The organism is Cupriavidus alkaliphilus (assembly GCF_900094595.1).
Taxonomy (GTDB): domain Bacteria; phylum Pseudomonadota; class Gammaproteobacteria; order Burkholderiales; family Burkholderiaceae; genus Cupriavidus; species Cupriavidus alkaliphilus.
Window position 1 is genome coordinate 28,701 of the sequence record NZ_FMAD01000017.1, and the last position, 17,057, is coordinate 45,757.

The following is a 17,057-nucleotide window of genomic DNA, read 5'->3' on the forward strand; positions in this document are numbered from 1 at the left end:
GTTGAGTGAGTGAGATTGAGCGAGACCGGCGCATGCCGGTCAGGTCGGGTCGATAGTCGATCGGAAACGGGTCAGGTGCCGGGTCGGTCAGCGGTCGAGCATCGGGTCAACAAGCGAAAACAAGCGAATCGCGAATCGGCAAGCTGCGCTTCAGGGATTCCAGTGGACGAAGTTCCGGTACAGCTGCAGGCCCATGGCCGCGCTTTTTTCGGGGTGGAACTGCGTCGCGAAAATATTATCGCGCGCTACCGCGCTGGTAAACACGACTCCGTATTCCGTTTCGCCGGCAATATGGGCCGGATCCTGCGCCTGCACATAGTAGCTGTGGACGAAATAGAACCAGCTGTCGTCCGGGATACCGTCCCACAGCGGGTGCGGCCTGGCCTGGCGCACCCGGTTCCACCCCATCTGCGGCACCTTGAAACGCGAGCCGTCGGGTTGCGTCATGCCATCCAGCGCAAACCGTACGACCTGCCCGGGCATCAGCGCCAGCGCCGGGGTGCGATCCGTGCCGGCCCGGCTTTCGGTGCTGAACTCGAACAGCATCTGCTCGCCCACGCACACGCCCAGCATCGGCTTGTTCGCGGCGGCCTCGACCACCGCCTGCTGCAGTCCCGACGCCCCCAGCGCCGACATGCAGTCGGGCATCGCGCCCTGGCCCGGCAGCACCACGCGGTCCGCCGAGCGGATGCCTTCGGGCGCATCCACCACCCGGACATCGGCCTCCGGCGCCGCGGCACGCAGCGCCTGCGCCACCGAGCGCAGGTTGCCCATGCCGTAATCCACAATTGCTATGGTAGTCATGATTTCAAAACAGGCAACAATGTCTTCAGCCCGTCCACGATGAATTCCACGGCCAGCGCCGACAGGATCAAGCCCATCAGGCGCGTGCCGATATTGATGCCGGTGCGCCCGATCACCCGGGCGATCGGGTCCGCCGCGCGGAATACCAGGTACACCACCGAACCCAGCAGCGCGCCGATGCCGACCAGAATCAGCAACTGATACCAGTGCTGGGTCTTGCCCGCATAGACGATCACCGTACTGATCGAACCCGGCCCGGTCAGCAGCGGCAGCGCCAGCGGCACCACCGCGATACTGGACTTGACTCCGGCCTCGTCCTCTTCTTCCGGCGTGGCCTTGGTGCGACTGGTCTGCGCATTCAGCATGTTCATGGCCATCATGATCATGATGAGTCCGCCGCCCACCTGCAGCGATGCCACCGAGATATTGAAGAACTCGATGATCTGCTGCCCCAGCAATGCCGACACCGCCACCACGATCGCCACCGAGATCGATGCGATCTTGATGGTATGCCGCTTTTCCGCTTCGGTCTGCTGCGTGGTCAGGCTGATGAAGAACGGGATCGCCCCGATCGGGTTGATCAGCGCCAGCAGCGAGATAAACGACTTGAGCGTGTCCATTGGTTGCGGGTCGCCAGCATTCGCTGGCCGGATTCGGGGCTGGGAAAGTCAGCGGGCGCCGCAACCAGCCGGCACGCCTACGGTTTCAGCAAGCTCAGAGCGTACCCTTGGTCGAAGGGATCGTGTTGGCCGCGCGCGGATCCAGCTCCACCGCCATGCGCAGCGCCCGGCCAAAGGCCTTGAACACGGTCTCGCACTGGTGATGGGCATTGATGCCGCGCAGGTTGTCGATATGCAGGGTCACCCCGGCATGGTTGACGAAGCCGCGGAAAAACTCGATGGTCAGGTCCACGTCGAAGCTGCCCACGCGCGCACGCGTGAACGGAACGTGGAACTCCAGGCCCGGGCGGCCGGAGAAATCGATCACCACGCGCGACAGGCATTCATCCAGCGGCACGTAGCTGTGGCCGTAGCGGGTGATGCCCTTCTTGTCGCCGATGGCCCTGGCCACCGCCTGGCCGAGCGTGATGCCGACGTCTTCCACCGTATGGTGGTCGTCGATATGCGTGTCGCCGGTGGCTTCGACCTCCAGGTCGAACATGCCATGCCGGGCGATCTGGTCCAGCATGTGGTCGAGGAACGGCACGCCCGACGCCAGTTTCTGGCGGCCGCTGCCGTCGAGATTCAGGGAAACGCGAATCTGCGTTTCCGAAGTATTGCGGGTGACCTCTGCAACACGCATGGTGTTAATCCTGCAGCGACGCTGCGAATGCCTCAAGGAACTGCGCGTTTTCTTCGGGCGTGCTGACCGTGACGCGCAGACAATTGGCCAGCAACGGGTGCATTTTACTCACGTTCTTGATCAATACCTTCCGCGCCAGCAGGCGCTCGAAGGTCTGTGCGGCATCCGGCACGCGCACCAGCAGGAAATTGGCGGCGCTGGGGAACACGGTAACGCCGCGCTGCGCGGCCATGCCGTCGGCCACGCGCGTGCGTTCGGCACGCAGTTGCGCGGCCTGTTCGTCCAGCACCGCCACATGCTCGAGCGCGAACAGCGCGGCGGCCTCGGTCAGCACGTTGACGTTATAGGGCGGCCGCACCTTGTCCAGCTGCGCCAGCCATTCGGGCGCGCCGGCCAGGTAGCCCAGGCGGATGCCGGCCAGGCCGAGCTTCGATACGGTGCGCATCACCAGCAGGTTGCCGAAGTCCGTCAGCCGTGGCATCCAGCTGTGCTGGGCGAACGGCTGGTAGGCCTCGTCGACCACCACCAGGCTGTTGCACACCTCGCCCTGCGCGGCGCGAATGATGGCCTCCATGTCGGCGGCGTCGAACAGGTTGCCGGTGGGGTTGTTCGGGTAGGCCAGGTAGATGATGGCGGGCTGCTGCGCGGCCATCGCCGCCAGCATCGCGGCGCGGTCCAGCGTGAAGTCCTCGCGCAGCGGCACGCCTACGAACTGCAGGCCGGCAAACTGCGCGGACATCGCGTACATGACAAAACCCGGCACCGGCGCCATCACCTTCGCGCCCGGCCTGGCCGCGGCCAGCGCCAGCATGCTGATGAGCTCGTCCGAGCCGTTGCCGAGCAGCACGTCCATGCCGGCCGGCACCTGCATCACGCGCTTGAGCGCGGCGCGCAGCGCTTCGCTGCTCGGCACCGGGTAGCGGTTCAGCGCCACCTCGCCCAGCCGCTCGGCCAGTTGCTGGCGCAGCGCGGGCGGCAGGCGGTACGGATTTTCCATCGCGTCGAGCTTGACCAGACCGTGCGAATCCGGCACGTGGTAGGCGCCCATGGCGCGCACGTCGTCACGGATGATGCGTTCGATCAGGGAGGGCTCTACGGCTGACATGGAAGCTCCAGTGTGGGTTGGGTCAGGGGTTCAGCTACGCTTGAAACGGTATTCCGCGCTGCGGGCGTGGGCCTGCAGCCCTTCGCCATAGGCGAGTTCGGCGGCGATCTGTCCGAGCATCTGCGCGCCGCCCTCGCTCACCTCGATCAGGCTCGAGCGCTTCTGGAAGTCATAGACGCCCAGCGGCGACGAGAAGCGCGCGGTGCGCGAGGTCGGCAGCACGTGGTTGGGGCCGGCGCAGTAGTCGCCCAGCGACTCGCTGGTATAGCGGCCCAGGAAGATGGCGCCGGCGTGGCGGATCTTCTCGCTCCACTGGCGCGGGTTCTCGGCCGAGATCTCGAGATGCTCCGGCGCGATCGCGTTGGCGATCTCGCAAGCCTCTTCCATGTCGCGCACCTTGACCAGCGCGCCCCGGCCGGAGATCGACGCGGCAATCACGTCGCGGCGCGGCATGGTGCCAAGCTGGCGCTGGATGCTGGCTTCCACGCGGGCGATATAGTCCGCGTCCGGGCACAGCAGGATCGACTGCGCCAGTTCGTCGTGCTCGGCCTGCGAGAACAGATCCATCGCCACCCAGTTGGGGTCGGTGGTGCCGTCGCAGATCACCAGGATCTCGGACGGGCCGGCGATCATGTCGATGCCGACGGTGCCGAACACGCGGCGCTTGGCCGCGGCCACATAGGCGTTGCCGGGGCCGACGATCTTGTCGACCTGCGGCAGCGTCGCGGTGCCGTAGGCGAGCGCGCCGACCGCCTGGGCGCCGCCGATGGTGAACACGCGGTCGACGCCGGCGATCTGCGCCGCGGCCAGCACCAGTTCATTGCGCACGCCGCCGGGCGTGGGCACGACCATGATGATTTCCTTGACGCCCGCCACCCGCGCCGGGATCGCGTTCATCAGCACCGACGACGGGTAGGCGGCCTTGCCGCCCGGCACGTAGATGCCGACGCGGTCCAGCGGCGTCACCTTCTGGCCCAGCATGGTGCCGTCGGCCTCGGTGTATTCCCAGCTGTGGCTACCGCATTCGATCTTCTGCTTCTCGTGGTAGGCGCGCACGCGCGCGGCGGCCGCCTCCAGCGCGGCGCGGCGCTTGGGCTCGAGGTCTTCGAGCGCGGCTTCGAGCTGTTGCTGCGATACCTCGAGCGCGCCCATCGACGCCGCCTCGACGCGGTCAAAGCGGCGCGTGTATTCCAGCACCGCGGCATCACCGCGCGACTTCACGTCGGCCAGGATCTGCGCGGCGGCGCGATCGATGGCCTCGTCCTCGCCGGCCTCGAAGGCCAGCACCTGGCGCAGCGCCTCGGCAAAGCCCGGCTCGCTGGAATCGAGCCGGCGGATCGGCAGGCTTTCCATTTCGGTTGGGTTCATGACTTCTGTTCCTGTCAGGCGGCGACCCGGCCTCAGGCCAGCGCCGCTGAAGCGCGTTCGAAGGCGTCGAGGATCGGTGCCAGCCGCTCGCGCTTGAGTTTGAGCGCGGCCTGGTTCACCACCAGCCGCGACGAGATCTGCACGATCTCTTCCACTTCCACAAGATTGTTGGCGCGCAGCGTGCTGCCGGTGCTGACCAGGTCGACGATGGCATCGGACAGGCCCACCAGCGGGCCCAGCTCCATCGAACCGTACAGCTTGATCAGGTCGACGTGAACGCCCTTTTTCGCAAAATGCTCGCGCGCGGTCTGCACGTACTTGGTGGCCACGGCCAGGCGCGCGCCCTGGCGCACGGCCTTGGCGTAGTCAAACCCGGCCGGCACCGCCACCGACATGCGGCAGCGCGCGATGTTGAGATCGATCGGCGCGTACAGGCCGGCCATGCCGCTTTCCATCAGCACGTCCTTGCCGGCCACGCCGAAGTCGGCCGCGCCGTACTGCACGTAGGTCGGCACGTCCGAGGCGCGCACGATCACCACGCGCACCGCCGGATCGGAAGTCGGCAGGATCAGCTTGCGCGAGGTCTCGGGATCCTCGGTGACGCGGATGCCGGCCGCTTCCAGCAGCGGCAGCGTCTCGGTGAAGATGCGGCCCTTGGACAAAGCCAGCGTCAGCTGGTTGGGCGATGCGTTGAAAGCGGGGCTCATCGGGCTTCAGTCCTTGGTGCTCAGGCAATGCGGCGGATCTTCGCGCCCACTGCCGACAGCTTGTCTTCCATGCGGTCGTAGCCGCGGTCCAGGTGGTAGATGCGGTCGATCACGGTTTCGCCCTCGGCCACCAGGCCGGCGATCACCAGGCTGGCCGAGGCGCGCAGGTCGGTCGCCATCACGTTGGCGCCCGACAGGCGCGGCACGCCGTTGACCACCGCGGTGTTGCCTTCGACGGTGATGTCGGCGCCCAGGCGGTTCAGTTCCTGCACGTGCATGAAGCGGTTTTCGAAGATGGTCTCGGTCACGCGCGCGGTGCCTTCGGCGACGGCGTTCAGGGCCATGAACTGGGCCTGCATGTCGGTCGGGAAGGCAGGATATTCGGAGGTGCGGAAGCTCACCGCGCGGGCGCGGTGCGGCATCGCCAGTCGGATCCAGTCGGCGCCGGTCTCGATGCTGGCACCGGCTTCGCGCAGCTTGTCGAGCACGGTGTCGAGGATCTCGGGCTGCACGCCGCGCAGCACCAGGTCGCCCAGCGTCGCGGCCGCCGCACACAGGAAGGTGCCGGCCTCGATGCGGTCGGCGATGACACTGTGGCTGGCGCCGTGCAGGCGCTCGACGCCGTGCACCACCAGGCGGTCGGTGCCGATGCCGTCGATCTTCGCGCCCATCTTGACCAGCAGCTGGGCCAGGTCGGTCACCTCGGGCTCGCGTGCGGCGTTTTCCAGCACGGTCTCGCCTTCAGCCAGGGTGGCGGCCATCAGCAGGTTCTCGGTGCCGGTCACGGTGATCATGTCGGTGACCACGCGCGCGCCCTTCAGGCGCTTGGCGCGGGCATGGATAAAGCCGTGCTCGATCGTGATCTCGGCGCCCATCGCCTGCAGGCCCTTGATGTGCTGGTCGACCGGGCGCGCGCCGATGCCGCAGCCGCCCGGCAGCGACACGCGGGCCTCGCCAAAGCGCGCCACCAGCGGGCCCAGCACCAGGATCGAGGCGCGCATGGTCTTGACCAGCTCGTACGGGGCCTCGAGCACATTGACGTCGGCGCCGTTCAGGGTCACGCGCGCGCCGTCGAACTCGGCCTGCATCCCCATCAGGCGCAGCAGCTTGAGCGTGGTGCGCACGTCCTGCAGGTTAGGCACGTTGTCCAGCGCGACGGTGTCGGCCGTCAGCAGGCCCGCGCACAGGATCGGCAGGGCGGCGTTCTTGGCGCCCGAGACGCGGATTTCACCCTTGAGCGGGCCGTTGCCGTGGATCTGGAATTTGTCCATGTTCTATGGTTTGTTCCGGGCACGCGCCCGGCATCATTGTTCTGGAGCCGCGCAGGCGCGCGGCGCATAGTGCCTTACTTGCCTGCGTCCGCCTGCCACTCCGCGGGGGTCAGGGTCTTCATCGACAGCGCATGGATCTCGGCGCGCATGCGGTCGCCCAGCGCCGCGTAGACACGCTGGTGGCGCTGGATCAGCCGCTTGCCTTCAAATTCGTTGCTGACGATGGTGGCAAAGAAATGCTGGCCATCGCCCTCGACTTGCAGATGTTCGCAGGGCAGTCCCTGGGCAATGTAGTCCCTGACTTGTTCCGGTGTAGGCAGCATGGGGTTCTCTTCAGCGTGATTCAGCTTGATTCAACAGGGCCGGCCGCCGCTCAGTGGCGCAGCTTGTACCCGGACTTCAACAGACGCAGCGCCAGCGCGGCCAGCACCACGAACGCCGAACCGACCACCGCCAGGCTGAACAGCGGCGACACGTCCGAGACGCCGAAGAAGCCATAGCGGAAGCCGTCGATCATGTAGAAGAACGGATTGGCATGGGACACCGCCTGCCAGAAGGCCGGCAGCGAATGGATCGAATAGAACACGCCGGACAGGAAGGTCGCCGGCATGATCAGGAAGTTCTGGAACGCGGCCAGCTGGTCGAACTTCTCGGCCCAGATGCCGGCGATCACGCCAAGCGTGCCCAGGATGCCGGCGCCCAGCAGCGCGAACACCAGGATCCAGCCCACGTTGGCGAAATGCAGGTTGGCGAACCACGCCGTCACCAGCAGCACGCCCAGGCCGACGGTCAGCCCGCGGATCACCGAGGCCACCACGTAGGCGCCGAACATTTCCCAGTGCGACAGCGGCGGCAGCAGCACGAACACCAGGTTGCCGGTGATCTTCGACTGGATCAGCGACGAAGAACTGTTGGCGAACGCGTTCTGCAACACGCTCATCATCACCAGCCCGGGCACCAGGAAGGCGGTGTAGCTGATCTGGTCATAGACCTTGACCCGGTCTTCCAGCACATGGCCGAAGATCAGCAGGTACAGCACCGCGGTCAGCACCGGCGCGGCCACGGTCTGGAAGCTCACCTTCCAGAAGCGCAGCACTTCCTTGTAAAGCAGCGTGCGGAAGCCCACCAGGCCGCCGACCGCCATCGGGCCGAGGCGGGTGTCGTCGAGGATTTCGATGTCGCCAGGCTGCTTCATGCCGCGGCCTCCATCGCCGGGTCGGGCAGCGCGCCGGGCATATGCCCCTCGCGGCGCATGATCTGCACGAATACGTCTTCGAGGTCGGCCTTGTTGATTTCCATGTCTTCGATGTCACAGCCCGCTTCGCGGCAGGCGGCCAGGATCGGCTCGACCGCCTGGTAGCCCGACAGCCGCAGGCGCACCGCGCGCTCGCCGGGGTTGGCCGGCATGCGCAGCGGCTCCAGCCCGGGCGGCAGGGCGCCGCGCGCGAAGGTCAGCACCAGCTGCAGGCCGGCAAACTGCGTCAGCAGGTTGCTGGTGCGGTCCAGCGCCACCACTTCGCCGAACTTGAGCATGGCGATGCGGTCGCACAGGGCCTCGGCCTCTTCGAGGTAGTGCGTGGTCAGGATGATGGTGTGCCCTTCGCGGTTCAGGCGCGAGATGAACTTCCACAGCGTTTGCCGCAACTCAACATCGACGCCGGCGGTGGGCTCGTCGAGCACGATCACCGGCGGACGGTGCACCAGTGCCTGCGCCACCAGCACGCGCCGCTTCATGCCGCCGGACAGCTGGCGCATATTGGCATCGGCTTTCCCGGTCAGGTCCAGGTTGGCCATGATTTCGTCGATCCAGTCGTCGTTGCGGGTCAGGCCGAAATAGCCTGACTGCAGCCGCAGCGTCTCGCGCACCGTGAAGAACGGATCGAACACCAGCTCCTGCGGCACCACGCCCAGCATACGCCGCGCCATCCGGTAATCGGCGACGACATCGTGACCCAGCACACTGACGCGGCCGGAATCGGCGCGATTCAAACCGGCGAGGATCGAGATCAGCGTGGTCTTGCCGGCGCCGTTGGGCCCGAGCAGGCCGAAGAATTCGCCGCGTTCGACGGTGAAGCTGACGCCCTTGAGCGCCTGCAGGTTGCGGTAGCGCTTGCGAACGTCGTGGATTTCAATGGCTTTCATGGCCGATTGTTTGTGGCGGGTCCGGCTCTTTCGGGGCCAGCCGCCAGGAAATGGGGAGCAACTGCGTGCCCGGATATCCTGCTCCGGCATGGATTGGGCCGGCAACAGGCGGGGGATGGGCGAACAACCCGGAATTATAGGGGATGCGGGGTCGGTCCCGCTTGATCCCCGCCGGATCCGCCCCGGGGGCTCGGCGGCCGCGCCGGCGGTCGCCGCGGCATCGCGTGTGGCCGCCAGGGTGGCGACCGGCGATGCCGGATCAATGTCGGTGGTGGTGTCGTGGTGGGGTGGCGGCAGGCGCGGCTGCGCTCGCCAGGCCGAGCAGGCCGTCGACGCCGTACAGGCTGGCCAGTTGCGCCAGCTGCGCCGGCACGCCACGCAGCACCAGCGCCTGGCCGCGCGCCACGGCGGCCCGGTGCCATGCCAGCAACACGGCGACGGCGGAGGAATCCACCTGAGCCAGGCCCGTGCAGTCCACCTCGACGTCGCCCTGCGCCACGCGTGCCAGCCCGTCGCGCAGCACCGCGGCGGCATTCTGGTTGGTCAGCGAATTACCCGGCGAAAGCATGGCGTCAGTGGCCTGGATGCGGAAAGAAGGAAAGGGGCTGAAACGAAGACTCCCGCGCGGAGCGGGAGCCTGTGTCGCGAACGGCCATTGTAGTGCAACTCGGGCGCGCCGTGCTGCATCGCAGCGAGTACCGCACGGCACGGCACGCACGGCACCGCGCAAGCGCCGGTCAGCTCTTGGCGTTGGCGAGCTGGCGGTTGCGGTCCTGCAGCGTCTTGATCACGCCCTCGACGCCCTGCTGGCCGACGATGGTGTTGAAGCTGCCCTTGTAGGCCTCGGTCAGCCATGCGCCCAGCACGTTGATGTCATAGACCTTCCAGCCCTGCGCGGTCTTTTCCAGGCGGTAGTCCATCTGGATCGGCTCACCCTTGTTGATCACCTGGGTGCGGATGGTGGCATCGGTATCGTCGGCGGTGCCGCGGTACGGACGGTATTGCACGGTCTGGTCGCGGATCTGCGCGATGGCGCCGGCGTAGGTGCGGATCAGCAGGGTCTTGAATTCCTCGGTGATCTGCTTCTGCTGCTCGGGCGTGGCCTTGGACCAGTTGCGGCCCATGGCGATCTGCGTGGTCTTCTGGAAGTTGGCGTTGGGAATGATCTTCTGTTCGACCAGCGTGGTGATCTTGCCGATATTGCCGGCCTGCATGTCCTTGTCGGCCTTCACGGTCGACATCACGTCATTGACCACGGCCTTGACCAGTCCGTCCGGAGTGGCCGCGTCCTGAGCCGATACCTGGGCCTGCGCGGTCCCCGCGAAGGCAACCGCCGTCAGGAGGGGGAGCAACAGTCGCTTGAGCATGTGAGATTTCCTTCTTTATCAAAGAGGTCGTGACCCGCGCGCCGGCGCCTCGCTACGCGGCGGGAAGGCCACGGGTCCTTGCAGATTGGAACATAGCGGCGTGGCGCGCGTTGCCATCAAAAGCGCACCGGACACCACCTACAAACAATTTGTTTCAGCGGTCACAGCGCATTCACAGCGCCAGTGACGTTTGCTTCGCCTCAACGGAAACGCACACCGGGCAGGCCGCCCGGCAGTCCCGGTGGCACCGGCATGCTCTGGCCCTCGGGCTGGGTCTCGCCCGCGGCGCCAGGCTTGGGCGGCTCGGCGGCAGGCGCCGAAGCACCCTCCGCCGGCGGGACCGGTGCCGGCGCGGCACCGGCGTCAGTCGCGGCCGGCGCAGCGCCTTCGGTCTCGGCGTCGTCGTCGGCGCCCGGCGGGTTGCCGTCGTAGATCAGGTACTGGCGCCGCTGCAGATAGGAGTCACGCAGGAACGAATACTTGTCCAGCGCCGCCTGCTCCAGCAGGTTGCTCGCCCCCAGCAGCTGGGCGCGGCCGGCGACGATGCGCGCGCCAGCCAGCGAATTGCGCAGCGAAACCGGGTAGAAGTACGCCGACGGATCGGCCTGGCGGTCGACCAGCATGCCGGCGGTGTCGCGGAAGGTGCTCGGGCCGAACAGCGGCAGCACCAGGTACGGCCCGGCCGGCACGCCCCACACACCCAGCGTCTGGCCGAAGTCTTCCTTGTACTTGGGCAGGCCGGCCGGGGTAGCGATGTCGATCAGGCCGCCGATGCCCAGCACCGTGTTCATCGCCACGCGCATGGTGTCTTCGGCCGCGCGCGTAGGCTTGCCTTGCAGCAGGTTGTTCGCCGCCGAATAGACATCGCTGACATTGGAGAAGAAATTCTCCACCGCGCGCTGCACCGGCGTCGGCATGTAGTCGGCATAGAGTTCGGCCACCGGGCGCAGGATGCCCTTGTCGAAGTCCTCGTTGATCTTCGAGACTTCGCGGTTGAACGGCTCCAGCGGGTCTTTCGGGTTGGCGGTGGGGCCGGTGGCGCAACCGGCAAGCGCCGCCGCGGCGGCGGCCGTGGCCAGGAGGTTGCGGATGGGGCGCGCGGCGTTCACTTGAGATCTCCAGCCGGGGCCGGCGCGCTGGCGCCGGGGGACGAGCCGCCGCCGGCATCGGCGGCCTTGTTGTACAGGAACTGCCCGATCAGGTTTTCGAGCACCACCGCGGATTGCGTCATGGTGATGCGCGCGCCGTTGGCCAGCATGGCGGTGTCGCCGCCGGCTTCCAGGCCGATGTATTGCTCGCCCAGCAGGCCCGAGGTCAGGATCTTGGCCGAGGTGTCCTTGGGGAACTGGTAGCGCGTCTCCAGGCTCATCTCGACGGTGGCCTGGTAGGTCTTGTCATCGAAGCGGATCGCCGCGACCCGGCCGACCACCACGCCCGCGCTCTTGACCGGCGCGCGCGGCTTGAGCCCGCCGATATTGTCGAAGCGGGCCTGCACGCTATAGGTGTCCTGGAAGCTGAAGGCGCTCATGTTTCCCGCCTTGAGGGCAAGGAAGAGCAAGGCGACGAAGCCTGCCGCCACAAACAGCCCCACCCAGAAATCGAGTGTGTTCTTTTTCATTGGAATCTCTTTCTTCAACCCCGTAGTGTCTGTCGCTGCCCTGTTGACGCTGTTTGTTATCGCCGTCTTGTTATCGTACTTCCCGCATGATTGTCGCGGGCGCCCGCCTCAGTTGCTGAACATCAGCGCCGTCAGCAGGAAATCCAGCCCCAGCACCGCCAGCGACGCGATTACCACGGTACGGGTGGTCGCACGCGAGACGCCTTCCGGCGTGGGCTTGGCCTCGAACCCCTGGTACAGCGCAATGAACGTCACCGCGATGCCAAAGATAAAGCTCTTGATGACGCCATTGAGCACGTCGGCGCGCACATCGACGCCGCCCTGCATCTGCGACCAGAAGGCACCGGCGTCGACGCCGATCAGCTGCACCCCGACCACGTAGCCGCCCAGGATGCCCACCGCGCTGAAGATCGCGGCCAGCACCGGCATGGCGATCACACCCGCCCAGAAGCGTGGCGCTACCACGCGCTGCAGCGGATTCACCGCCATCATTTCCATCGCCGTGAGCTGCTCGCCCGCCTTCATCAGCCCGATCTCGGCGGTCAGCGAGGTGCCGGCGCGGCCGGCGAACAGCAGCGCGGTCACCACCGGGCCCAGTTCACGCACCAGCGACAGCGCCACCAGCAGCCCCAGCGCCTGCTCGGAGCCGTAGCGGTTGAGCGTGTAGTAGCCCTGCAGCCCGAGCACGAAGCCGACGAACAGGCCCGAGACCGCGATGATCACCAGCGACAAATTGCCGACAAAGAAGACCTGGTCGGTCACCAGCCGGAAGCGGCGCAGCAGTGCCGGGGACAGCGCCAGCACGCTCAGGAACATGCGCGTGGCGTGGCCCAGCCCGGAAATGCTGCGGCGCACGGCTGCGCCGATGGCGCTGAAAAAACCTGCCAGGAAGCCGGTCATCGCGCGCCCCCGACGAAATCCTCGGCCAGCGACGGTCCGGCGTAGTGGAACGGCACCGGGCCATCGGCCTCGGCATGGACAAATTGATGCACGAATGGATCGGTGGAGGCGCGCAGGGCCTCGGGCGTGCCTTCGGCAGCGATGCGCCCGTCGGCAATGAAATAGACGTAGTCGGCGATCTGGAAGGTCTCGTGCACGTCGTGCGACACGATGATGGTGGTGGCGCCGAGCGCGTCGTTGAGGCTGCGGATCAGCCGCGCGGTCAGGCCCAGCGAGATCGGATCCAGGCCGGCGAAGGGCTCGTCATACATCAGCAGCGCCGGATCCAGTGCGATCGCGCGCGCCAGCGCCACGCGCCGCGCCATGCCGCCGGAGATCTGCGACGGCATCAGGTCGCGCGCGCCGCGCAGGCCGACCGCGTTGAGCTTCATCAGCACCAGGTCGCGGATCATCGACTCGGGCAGGTCGGTGTGCTCGCGCAGCGGGAACGCGACATTGTCGAACACCGACAGGTCGGTAAACAGTGCCCCGAACTGGAACAGCATGCCCATCTGGCGACGCACGGCGTACAGGCCGGTGGTGTCGAGCTGGTGGATGTCCGTGCCGGCGAAGCGCACCGCACCCGCCTGCGGCCGCACCTGACCGCCGATCAGCCGCAGCACCGTGGTCTTGCCGCAGCCCGAGCCGCCCATCACCGCGATCACCTTCCCGCGCGGGAATTGCATGGTCAGGCCGGACAGGATCGGCTTGCCGTGGTCCGCGTAGGCGAAATCCACCGCAGTCAGTTCGACAAGGTTTTGAGGAGAATCGGTCACGTTGGCACCGGTCGGGACAGGGGCGCATTATAAGGTGTACTACCTAGCCCTGCTGGCACCCGTGTGTCCCGCGCCACATGAAGCGTGCCTGTATGCGTCAGGATTCTCCTGCCCGCCAGGCAATCTGGCCGGTTTCCGCTGGAAACCGGCCAGTGTCCCGCCACGCCGCAGTGCCGCTCAGGGCTCCTGCGCGATCGGCACGTCCTTCAGGATGACCTGCCATTGGATCGATTCCGAGCGGATCGCGGTGGCAAACGCCTCCGGCGAGTCGCGCAGCGGCGTCAGGCCGGCGGCCTGAAGGCGCGAGCGCACCTCGCGCTCGGCCATCACGCCGTCGAGCTCGCCGGCCAGCCGCGCCACGATGGCGCGCGGCGTCTTGGCCGGCGCCATCACGCCAAACCAGGCCGCCGCGGCATAGCCGTCCTGCCCGGATTCCTGCAGCGTCGGCACCAGCGGCGCCAGCGGGGAACGCGCCACGCCGGTCACGCCGACCAGCCGCAGCCCGCCGCTCTTGACCTGGCTCTGGACCGCCGCGAACGAACAGAAGCAGGCGCTGATGCGGCCGGCCAGCATCTCCTGCACCACCGCGGCCTCGCCCTTGCCGGTGACCAACGGCACGCCGCCGCGCAGGCCGCGCACCGCGTACTCGGCGTACAGGTGCGACGGGCTGCCGGGTTGTCCGTAGCCGTAGCTGTAGGAACCGGGACTCGATCTGACCGCCGTCATCCATTGCTCCGGCGTGCGCATCGGCAGCCGGGCGTCGATCACCAGGAACAGCGGCGTGGTGGCCACGCGCGCCACCGGCGTGAAATCGCGCACGACGTCGTAGGGCACCGGCTCCAGCCCTGGCTGGATCAGCATGTTGGCCTGGTGGAACAGCAGCGTGTGGCCGTCGGAGCTGGCCTTGGCGACGACATCGCCGGCGATGGTGCCGGCGCTGCCGGGACGGTTGTCGACCTCGACCGGCACGCCGAGCCTGGCCGACAGGCGCTCGGCCAGCATCCGCGCCACGGCGTCGGCGACGCCGCCGGCCGGGAACGGCACGATCAGGCGCATCGGGCGATCCGGGAACGACATGCTGCGCGCAAGCGGCTGGGTGCCGGCAAGCGCGGGCCTGGCCGGCACGGCGAACGCCAGCGTGGCGCATCCCAGGGCGACCAGGCACAGCGCGGGCGGGAGCCAGCGCCGGGCAGCGGCCGCGGGCAGGCGCGGCGCGATTTTCGCTTTACCTCGCCAAAGCCGCGACAAATTGCGCACTTCGGACATCGTTTTCCTCCGGCCCGTCTCCTGAGGAGACGGCAAACTGGTTCTGGGGAAAAAGGATTGGCGAGGCAGTTTCCGTTATTTGTTTTTGAAAATTGTAAGGACTATGCCCGGGCCGCCACAGGCACGTAAACCATAGCCGGGAGAACCCTGAAGGCCTTGCTGCGCCTTGCCAAATGCGCCCTGGCGAGGAGCGCCGTGAGGGGCGACGAGGGGCGCGGCTATAATCCGCCGATGACGAATTTCACCGTGCGGCCCATGGTCTTGTCCGACCTGCCGGCCGTGCTGGCGGTGCAGGCCAGCTGCTATTCCGGGGGTCTGCTCGAAGGCGAGTCAGCGCTGGCCAGCCGGCTGGCGCTGTCGCCGAGCACCTGCTGGGTCGCGCACGAGCCCGCGCAGCGCGGCACCCTCGCCGCCTACCTGTTCACCCACGCCTGGCCCGAAGACAGCCTGCCGCCGCTGGATGGTGTGCTCGACGATGGCTGGCGCCAGCATGCCGCCCCGGACACCCTGACCTGGTTCGTGCACGACATGGCCGTGGCGCCCGCCGGCCGCGGCGCCGGGCTGGCGCCGCGCCTGTACGCGGTGGCGCGGGCGGCGGCGCACGCCGCCGGGCTGCGGCGCTCGCGGCTGATCGCGGTGCAGTCCGCGGCGCCGTGGTGGCGCAGGCTCGGGTACGCCCCGGCGCCGGCGCAAACGGCCGCGCGGCACGCCGGCAAGCTGGCCGCATACGGCGCCAGCGCGGTGCTGATGGAGCGAACGCTGGCCGGCTGAACGCCGCCATCGCACAGACAAAAAAAACCCGCCGGCTTGCGCCAGGCGGGCTTTTTATCGCGGCGCGGACGCCGGATCAGCGCGGCAGGTCGCTATGCCCCATCAGGAACGCATCGACCGAGCGCGCGGCCTGGCGGCCTTCGCGGATCGCCCACACCACCAGCGACTGGCCGCGGCGCACGTCGCCGGCGGCGAACACCTTGGGCACGTTGGTGTGATAGGCACGCTCGCCTTCGGTCGAGGCCTTGGCGTTCTTGCGCGCGTCGGTATCGACGCCGAAGGCCTCCAGCATCGAGCCCACCGGGTTGGTAAAGCCCATTGCCAGCAGCACCAGGTCGGCCGGCAGGATGAACTCGCTGCCTTCGACTTCCTGCATGCGGCCGTCCTTCCATTCGACGCGGCAGGCCTTCAGTGCGGTGACCTTGCCGTTCTCGCCGATGAATTCCTTGGTGGCGACCGACCAGTCGCGCTCGCAGCCTTCGTCGTGCGACGACGAGGTGCGCAGCTTGATCGGCCAGTACGGCCACACCAGCGGCTTGTTCTCTTCTTCCGGCGGCTGCGGCAGCAGCTCGAACTGGGTCACCGAGGTGGCGCCGTGACGGTTGGAGGTGCCGACGCAGTCGGAGCCGGTATCGCCGCCACCGATCACGATCACGTTCTTGCCCTCGGCGCGGATCTCGTTGGCGCCGTCGCCGGCCACTTCCTTGTTCTGCGGGATCAGGAATTCCAGCGCGAAGTGGATGCCTGCCAGGTCGCGGCCCGGCACCGGCAGGTCGCGCGGCACTTCCGAGCCGCCGGCCAGCACCACCGCGTCGAACTGCTCCATCAGGGCCTGGGCCGAGATGGTTTCGCGCGCATAGTTCTTGATGCCGGCCGGCAGTTCGCCGTCGGTCACCATCACGCCGGCGCGGAAGGTCACGCCTTCGGCCTGCATCTGTTCCATGCGGCGGTCGATCAGCGACTTCTCCATCTTGAAGTCGGGGATGCCGTAGCGCAGCAGGCCGCCGATGCGGTCGTTCTTCTCGAACACGGTCACGTCATGGCCGGCGCGTGCCAGCTGCTGCGCTGCCGCCATGCCGGCGGGGCCGGAGCCGACCACGGCGACGGTCTTGCCGGTCTTGTGGCGCGGCAGCTGCGGCTTGACCCAGCCCTCTTCCCAGGCCTTGTCGATGATGGCGTGCTCGAGCGACTTGATGCCCACCGGCAGTTCGTTGATGCCCAGCGTGCACGCGGCCTCGCACGGTGCCGGGCAGATGCGGCCGGTGAACTCGGGGAAGTTGTTGGTCTGGTGCAGCACCTCGATCGCCGACTTCCAGTCCTGGCGGTACACCAGGTCGTTGAAGTCGGGGATGATGTTGTTGACCGGGCAGCCGTTGTTGCAGAACGGGATGCCGCAGTCCATGCAGCGCGCACCCTGGAGCTTCGCTTCGCTGTCGGACAGCGCGAACACGAATTCCTTGTAGTGCTTCACGCGCTTGACTACCGGTTCGTAGCCCTCATTCTGGCGCGGAAATTCGAGAAAGCCAGTCGCCTTACCCATGTTGCGTCCTTGGTCATGCTGCGCGGGACCGGCGGCGTCGCCGGCCCTGCGGTGGGGTCAGTATCTTGTCGGGGCCGCGGC

19 protein-coding genes are annotated in these 17,057 nt (G+C 67.3%); 1 reads left to right on the forward strand and 18 read right to left on the reverse strand.

The features are described 5' to 3' along the window. Positions 1 to 150: 150 nt before the first annotated feature. The 17 genes from hisH to GA0116996_RS26120 all read right to left on the reverse strand — a co-directional run bounded on the left by hisH (position 151) and on the right by GA0116996_RS26120 (position 14,665). Complete coding sequence (hisH, locus tag GA0116996_RS26040; RefSeq protein ID WP_165835223.1) at positions 151 to 804, reverse strand: imidazole glycerol phosphate synthase subunit HisH; 654 nt, start codon at positions 802 to 804, stop codon at positions 151 to 153. Further along, positions 801 to 1,424, reverse strand: a complete 624-nt coding sequence (locus GA0116996_RS26045; protein WP_092317510.1) for a YchE family NAAT transporter — start codon at positions 1,422 to 1,424, stop codon at positions 801 to 803. The genes hisH and GA0116996_RS26045 overlap by 4 nt, the downstream gene beginning before the upstream one ends. Positions 1,425 to 1,518: 94 nt before the next feature. Beyond that, the gene (gene hisB, locus GA0116996_RS26050; protein ID WP_010812330.1) at positions 1,519 to 2,106 is read right to left on the reverse strand and encodes an imidazoleglycerol-phosphate dehydratase HisB; all 588 of its coding nucleotides are present in this window, start codon (positions 2,104 to 2,106) and stop codon (positions 1,519 to 1,521) included. A 4-nt stretch (positions 2,107 to 2,110) separates the two neighbouring features. After that, entirely contained in the window at positions 2,111 to 3,211 is a 1,101-nt protein-coding gene (hisC, locus tag GA0116996_RS26055; RefSeq protein WP_092317513.1) for a histidinol-phosphate transaminase, read from the reverse strand. Between the two features lie 30 nt (positions 3,212 to 3,241). Beyond that, entirely contained in the window at positions 3,242 to 4,579 is a 1,338-nt protein-coding gene (gene hisD / locus GA0116996_RS26060; RefSeq protein ID WP_092317516.1) for a histidinol dehydrogenase, read from the reverse strand. A 32-nt stretch (positions 4,580 to 4,611) separates the two neighbouring features. Then, complete coding sequence (gene hisG, locus GA0116996_RS26065; protein ID WP_062801929.1) at positions 4,612 to 5,286, reverse strand: ATP phosphoribosyltransferase; 675 nt, start codon at positions 5,284 to 5,286, stop codon at positions 4,612 to 4,614. Positions 5,287 to 5,306: 20 nt separating this feature from the next. Then, positions 5,307 to 6,557 (reverse strand): UDP-N-acetylglucosamine 1-carboxyvinyltransferase, encoded by a 1,251-nt coding sequence (gene murA / locus GA0116996_RS26070; RefSeq protein ID WP_092317519.1) that lies wholly within the window; start codon positions 6,555 to 6,557, stop codon positions 5,307 to 5,309. A gap of 74 nt (positions 6,558 to 6,631) precedes the next feature. After that, positions 6,632 to 6,880 (reverse strand): BolA family protein, encoded by a 249-nt coding sequence (locus GA0116996_RS26075; RefSeq protein WP_018004929.1) that lies wholly within the window; start codon positions 6,878 to 6,880, stop codon positions 6,632 to 6,634. A gap of 50 nt (positions 6,881 to 6,930) precedes the next feature. Then, positions 6,931 to 7,752 (reverse strand): ABC transporter permease, encoded by an 822-nt coding sequence (locus tag GA0116996_RS26080; RefSeq protein WP_092317522.1) that lies wholly within the window; start codon positions 7,750 to 7,752, stop codon positions 6,931 to 6,933. After that, positions 7,749 to 8,699 (reverse strand): ABC transporter ATP-binding protein, encoded by a 951-nt coding sequence (locus GA0116996_RS26085; RefSeq protein WP_092317525.1) that lies wholly within the window; start codon positions 8,697 to 8,699, stop codon positions 7,749 to 7,751. The genes GA0116996_RS26080 and GA0116996_RS26085 overlap by 4 nt, the downstream gene beginning before the upstream one ends. A 259-nt stretch (positions 8,700 to 8,958) precedes the next feature. Continuing rightward, entirely contained in the window at positions 8,959 to 9,267 is a 309-nt protein-coding gene (locus tag GA0116996_RS26090; protein WP_092317528.1) for an STAS domain-containing protein, read from the reverse strand. A gap of 169 nt (positions 9,268 to 9,436) precedes the next feature. Then, positions 9,437 to 10,066 (reverse strand): MlaC/ttg2D family ABC transporter substrate-binding protein, encoded by a 630-nt coding sequence (locus GA0116996_RS26095; RefSeq protein WP_092317531.1) that lies wholly within the window; start codon positions 10,064 to 10,066, stop codon positions 9,437 to 9,439. Positions 10,067 to 10,266: 200 nt separating this feature from the next. Then, entirely contained in the window at positions 10,267 to 11,175 is a 909-nt protein-coding gene (locus GA0116996_RS26100) for an MlaA family lipoprotein (RefSeq protein ID WP_092317534.1), read from the reverse strand. Continuing rightward, a complete protein-coding gene (mlaD, locus tag GA0116996_RS26105) occupies positions 11,172 to 11,684 on the reverse strand; it encodes an outer membrane lipid asymmetry maintenance protein MlaD (protein ID WP_092317537.1) in 513 nt (170 codons plus the stop codon). The genes GA0116996_RS26100 and mlaD overlap by 4 nt, the downstream gene beginning before the upstream one ends. Before the next feature lie 108 nt (positions 11,685 to 11,792). Continuing rightward, positions 11,793 to 12,572, reverse strand: a complete 780-nt coding sequence (gene mlaE / locus GA0116996_RS26110; protein WP_092317659.1) for a lipid asymmetry maintenance ABC transporter permease subunit MlaE — start codon at positions 12,570 to 12,572, stop codon at positions 11,793 to 11,795. An 8-nt stretch (positions 12,573 to 12,580) separates the two neighbouring features. Further along, on the reverse strand, positions 12,581 to 13,399 hold the full coding sequence (locus GA0116996_RS26115; protein ID WP_092317540.1) for an ABC transporter ATP-binding protein: 819 nt from the start codon (positions 13,397 to 13,399) through the stop codon (positions 12,581 to 12,583). A 177-nt stretch (positions 13,400 to 13,576) separates the two neighbouring features. Then, positions 13,577 to 14,665, reverse strand: coding sequence for a tripartite tricarboxylate transporter substrate binding protein (locus tag GA0116996_RS26120; RefSeq protein WP_092317543.1), 1,089 nt, complete (start codon positions 14,663 to 14,665; stop codon positions 13,577 to 13,579). A 231-nt stretch (positions 14,666 to 14,896) separates the two neighbouring features. Between GA0116996_RS26120 and GA0116996_RS26125 the strand changes: the two genes are divergently transcribed. Next, positions 14,897 to 15,436, forward strand: a complete 540-nt coding sequence (locus GA0116996_RS26125; protein WP_092317662.1) for a GNAT family N-acetyltransferase — start codon at positions 14,897 to 14,899, stop codon at positions 15,434 to 15,436. 76 nt (positions 15,437 to 15,512) lie between these two features. Here the strand turns inward: GA0116996_RS26125 and GA0116996_RS26130 are convergent, their stop codons facing one another. Next, positions 15,513 to 16,976: a glutamate synthase subunit beta gene (locus GA0116996_RS26130; RefSeq protein WP_092317546.1), complete on the reverse strand. Its 1,464-nt coding sequence runs from the start codon at positions 16,974 to 16,976 to the stop codon at positions 15,513 to 15,515. Between the last annotated feature and the right edge of the window lie 81 nt (positions 16,977 to 17,057).

Bases quoted from the DNA above. Each gene is read 5' to 3' on its own strand.
- GA0116996_RS26120 (WP_092317543.1), bottom strand. From the start codon at position 14,665: ATGTCCGAAGTGCGCAATTTGTCGCGGCTTTGGCGAGGTAAAGCGAAA.
- GA0116996_RS26045 (WP_092317510.1), bottom strand. From the start codon at position 1,424: ATGGACACGCTCAAGTCGTTTATCTCGCTGCTGGCGCTGATCAACCCG.
- GA0116996_RS26095 (WP_092317531.1), bottom strand. From the start codon at position 10,066: ATGCTCAAGCGACTGTTGCTCCCCCTCCTGACGGCGGTTGCCTTCGCG.
- GA0116996_RS26125 (WP_092317662.1), top strand. From the start codon at position 14,897: ATGACGAATTTCACCGTGCGGCCCATGGTCTTGTCCGACCTGCCGGCC.
- hisG (WP_062801929.1), bottom strand. From the start codon at position 5,286: ATGAGCCCCGCTTTCAACGCATCGCCCAACCAGCTGACGCTGGCTTTG.
- hisD (WP_092317516.1), bottom strand. From the start codon at position 4,579: ATGAACCCAACCGAAATGGAAAGCCTGCCGATCCGCCGGCTCGATTCC.
- GA0116996_RS26130 (WP_092317546.1), bottom strand. From the start codon at position 16,976: ATGGGTAAGGCGACTGGCTTTCTCGAATTTCCGCGCCAGAATGAGGGC.
- hisC (WP_092317513.1), bottom strand. From the start codon at position 3,211: ATGTCAGCCGTAGAGCCCTCCCTGATCGAACGCATCATCCGTGACGAC.
- GA0116996_RS26090 (WP_092317528.1), bottom strand. From the start codon at position 9,267: ATGCTTTCGCCGGGTAATTCGCTGACCAACCAGAATGCCGCCGCGGTG.
- GA0116996_RS26085 (WP_092317525.1), bottom strand. From the start codon at position 8,699: ATGAAAGCCATTGAAATCCACGACGTTCGCAAGCGCTACCGCAACCTG.
- mlaD (WP_092317537.1), bottom strand. From the start codon at position 11,684: ATGAAAAAGAACACACTCGATTTCTGGGTGGGGCTGTTTGTGGCGGCA.
- murA (WP_092317519.1), bottom strand. From the start codon at position 6,557: ATGGACAAATTCCAGATCCACGGCAACGGCCCGCTCAAGGGTGAAATC.
- hisH (WP_165835223.1), bottom strand. From the start codon at position 804: ATGACTACCATAGCAATTGTGGATTACGGCATGGGCAACCTGCGCTCG.
- hisB (WP_010812330.1), bottom strand. From the start codon at position 2,106: ATGCGTGTTGCAGAGGTCACCCGCAATACTTCGGAAACGCAGATTCGC.
- GA0116996_RS26080 (WP_092317522.1), bottom strand. From the start codon at position 7,752: ATGAAGCAGCCTGGCGACATCGAAATCCTCGACGACACCCGCCTCGGC.
- GA0116996_RS26075 (WP_018004929.1), bottom strand. From the start codon at position 6,880: ATGCTGCCTACACCGGAACAAGTCAGGGACTACATTGCCCAGGGACTG.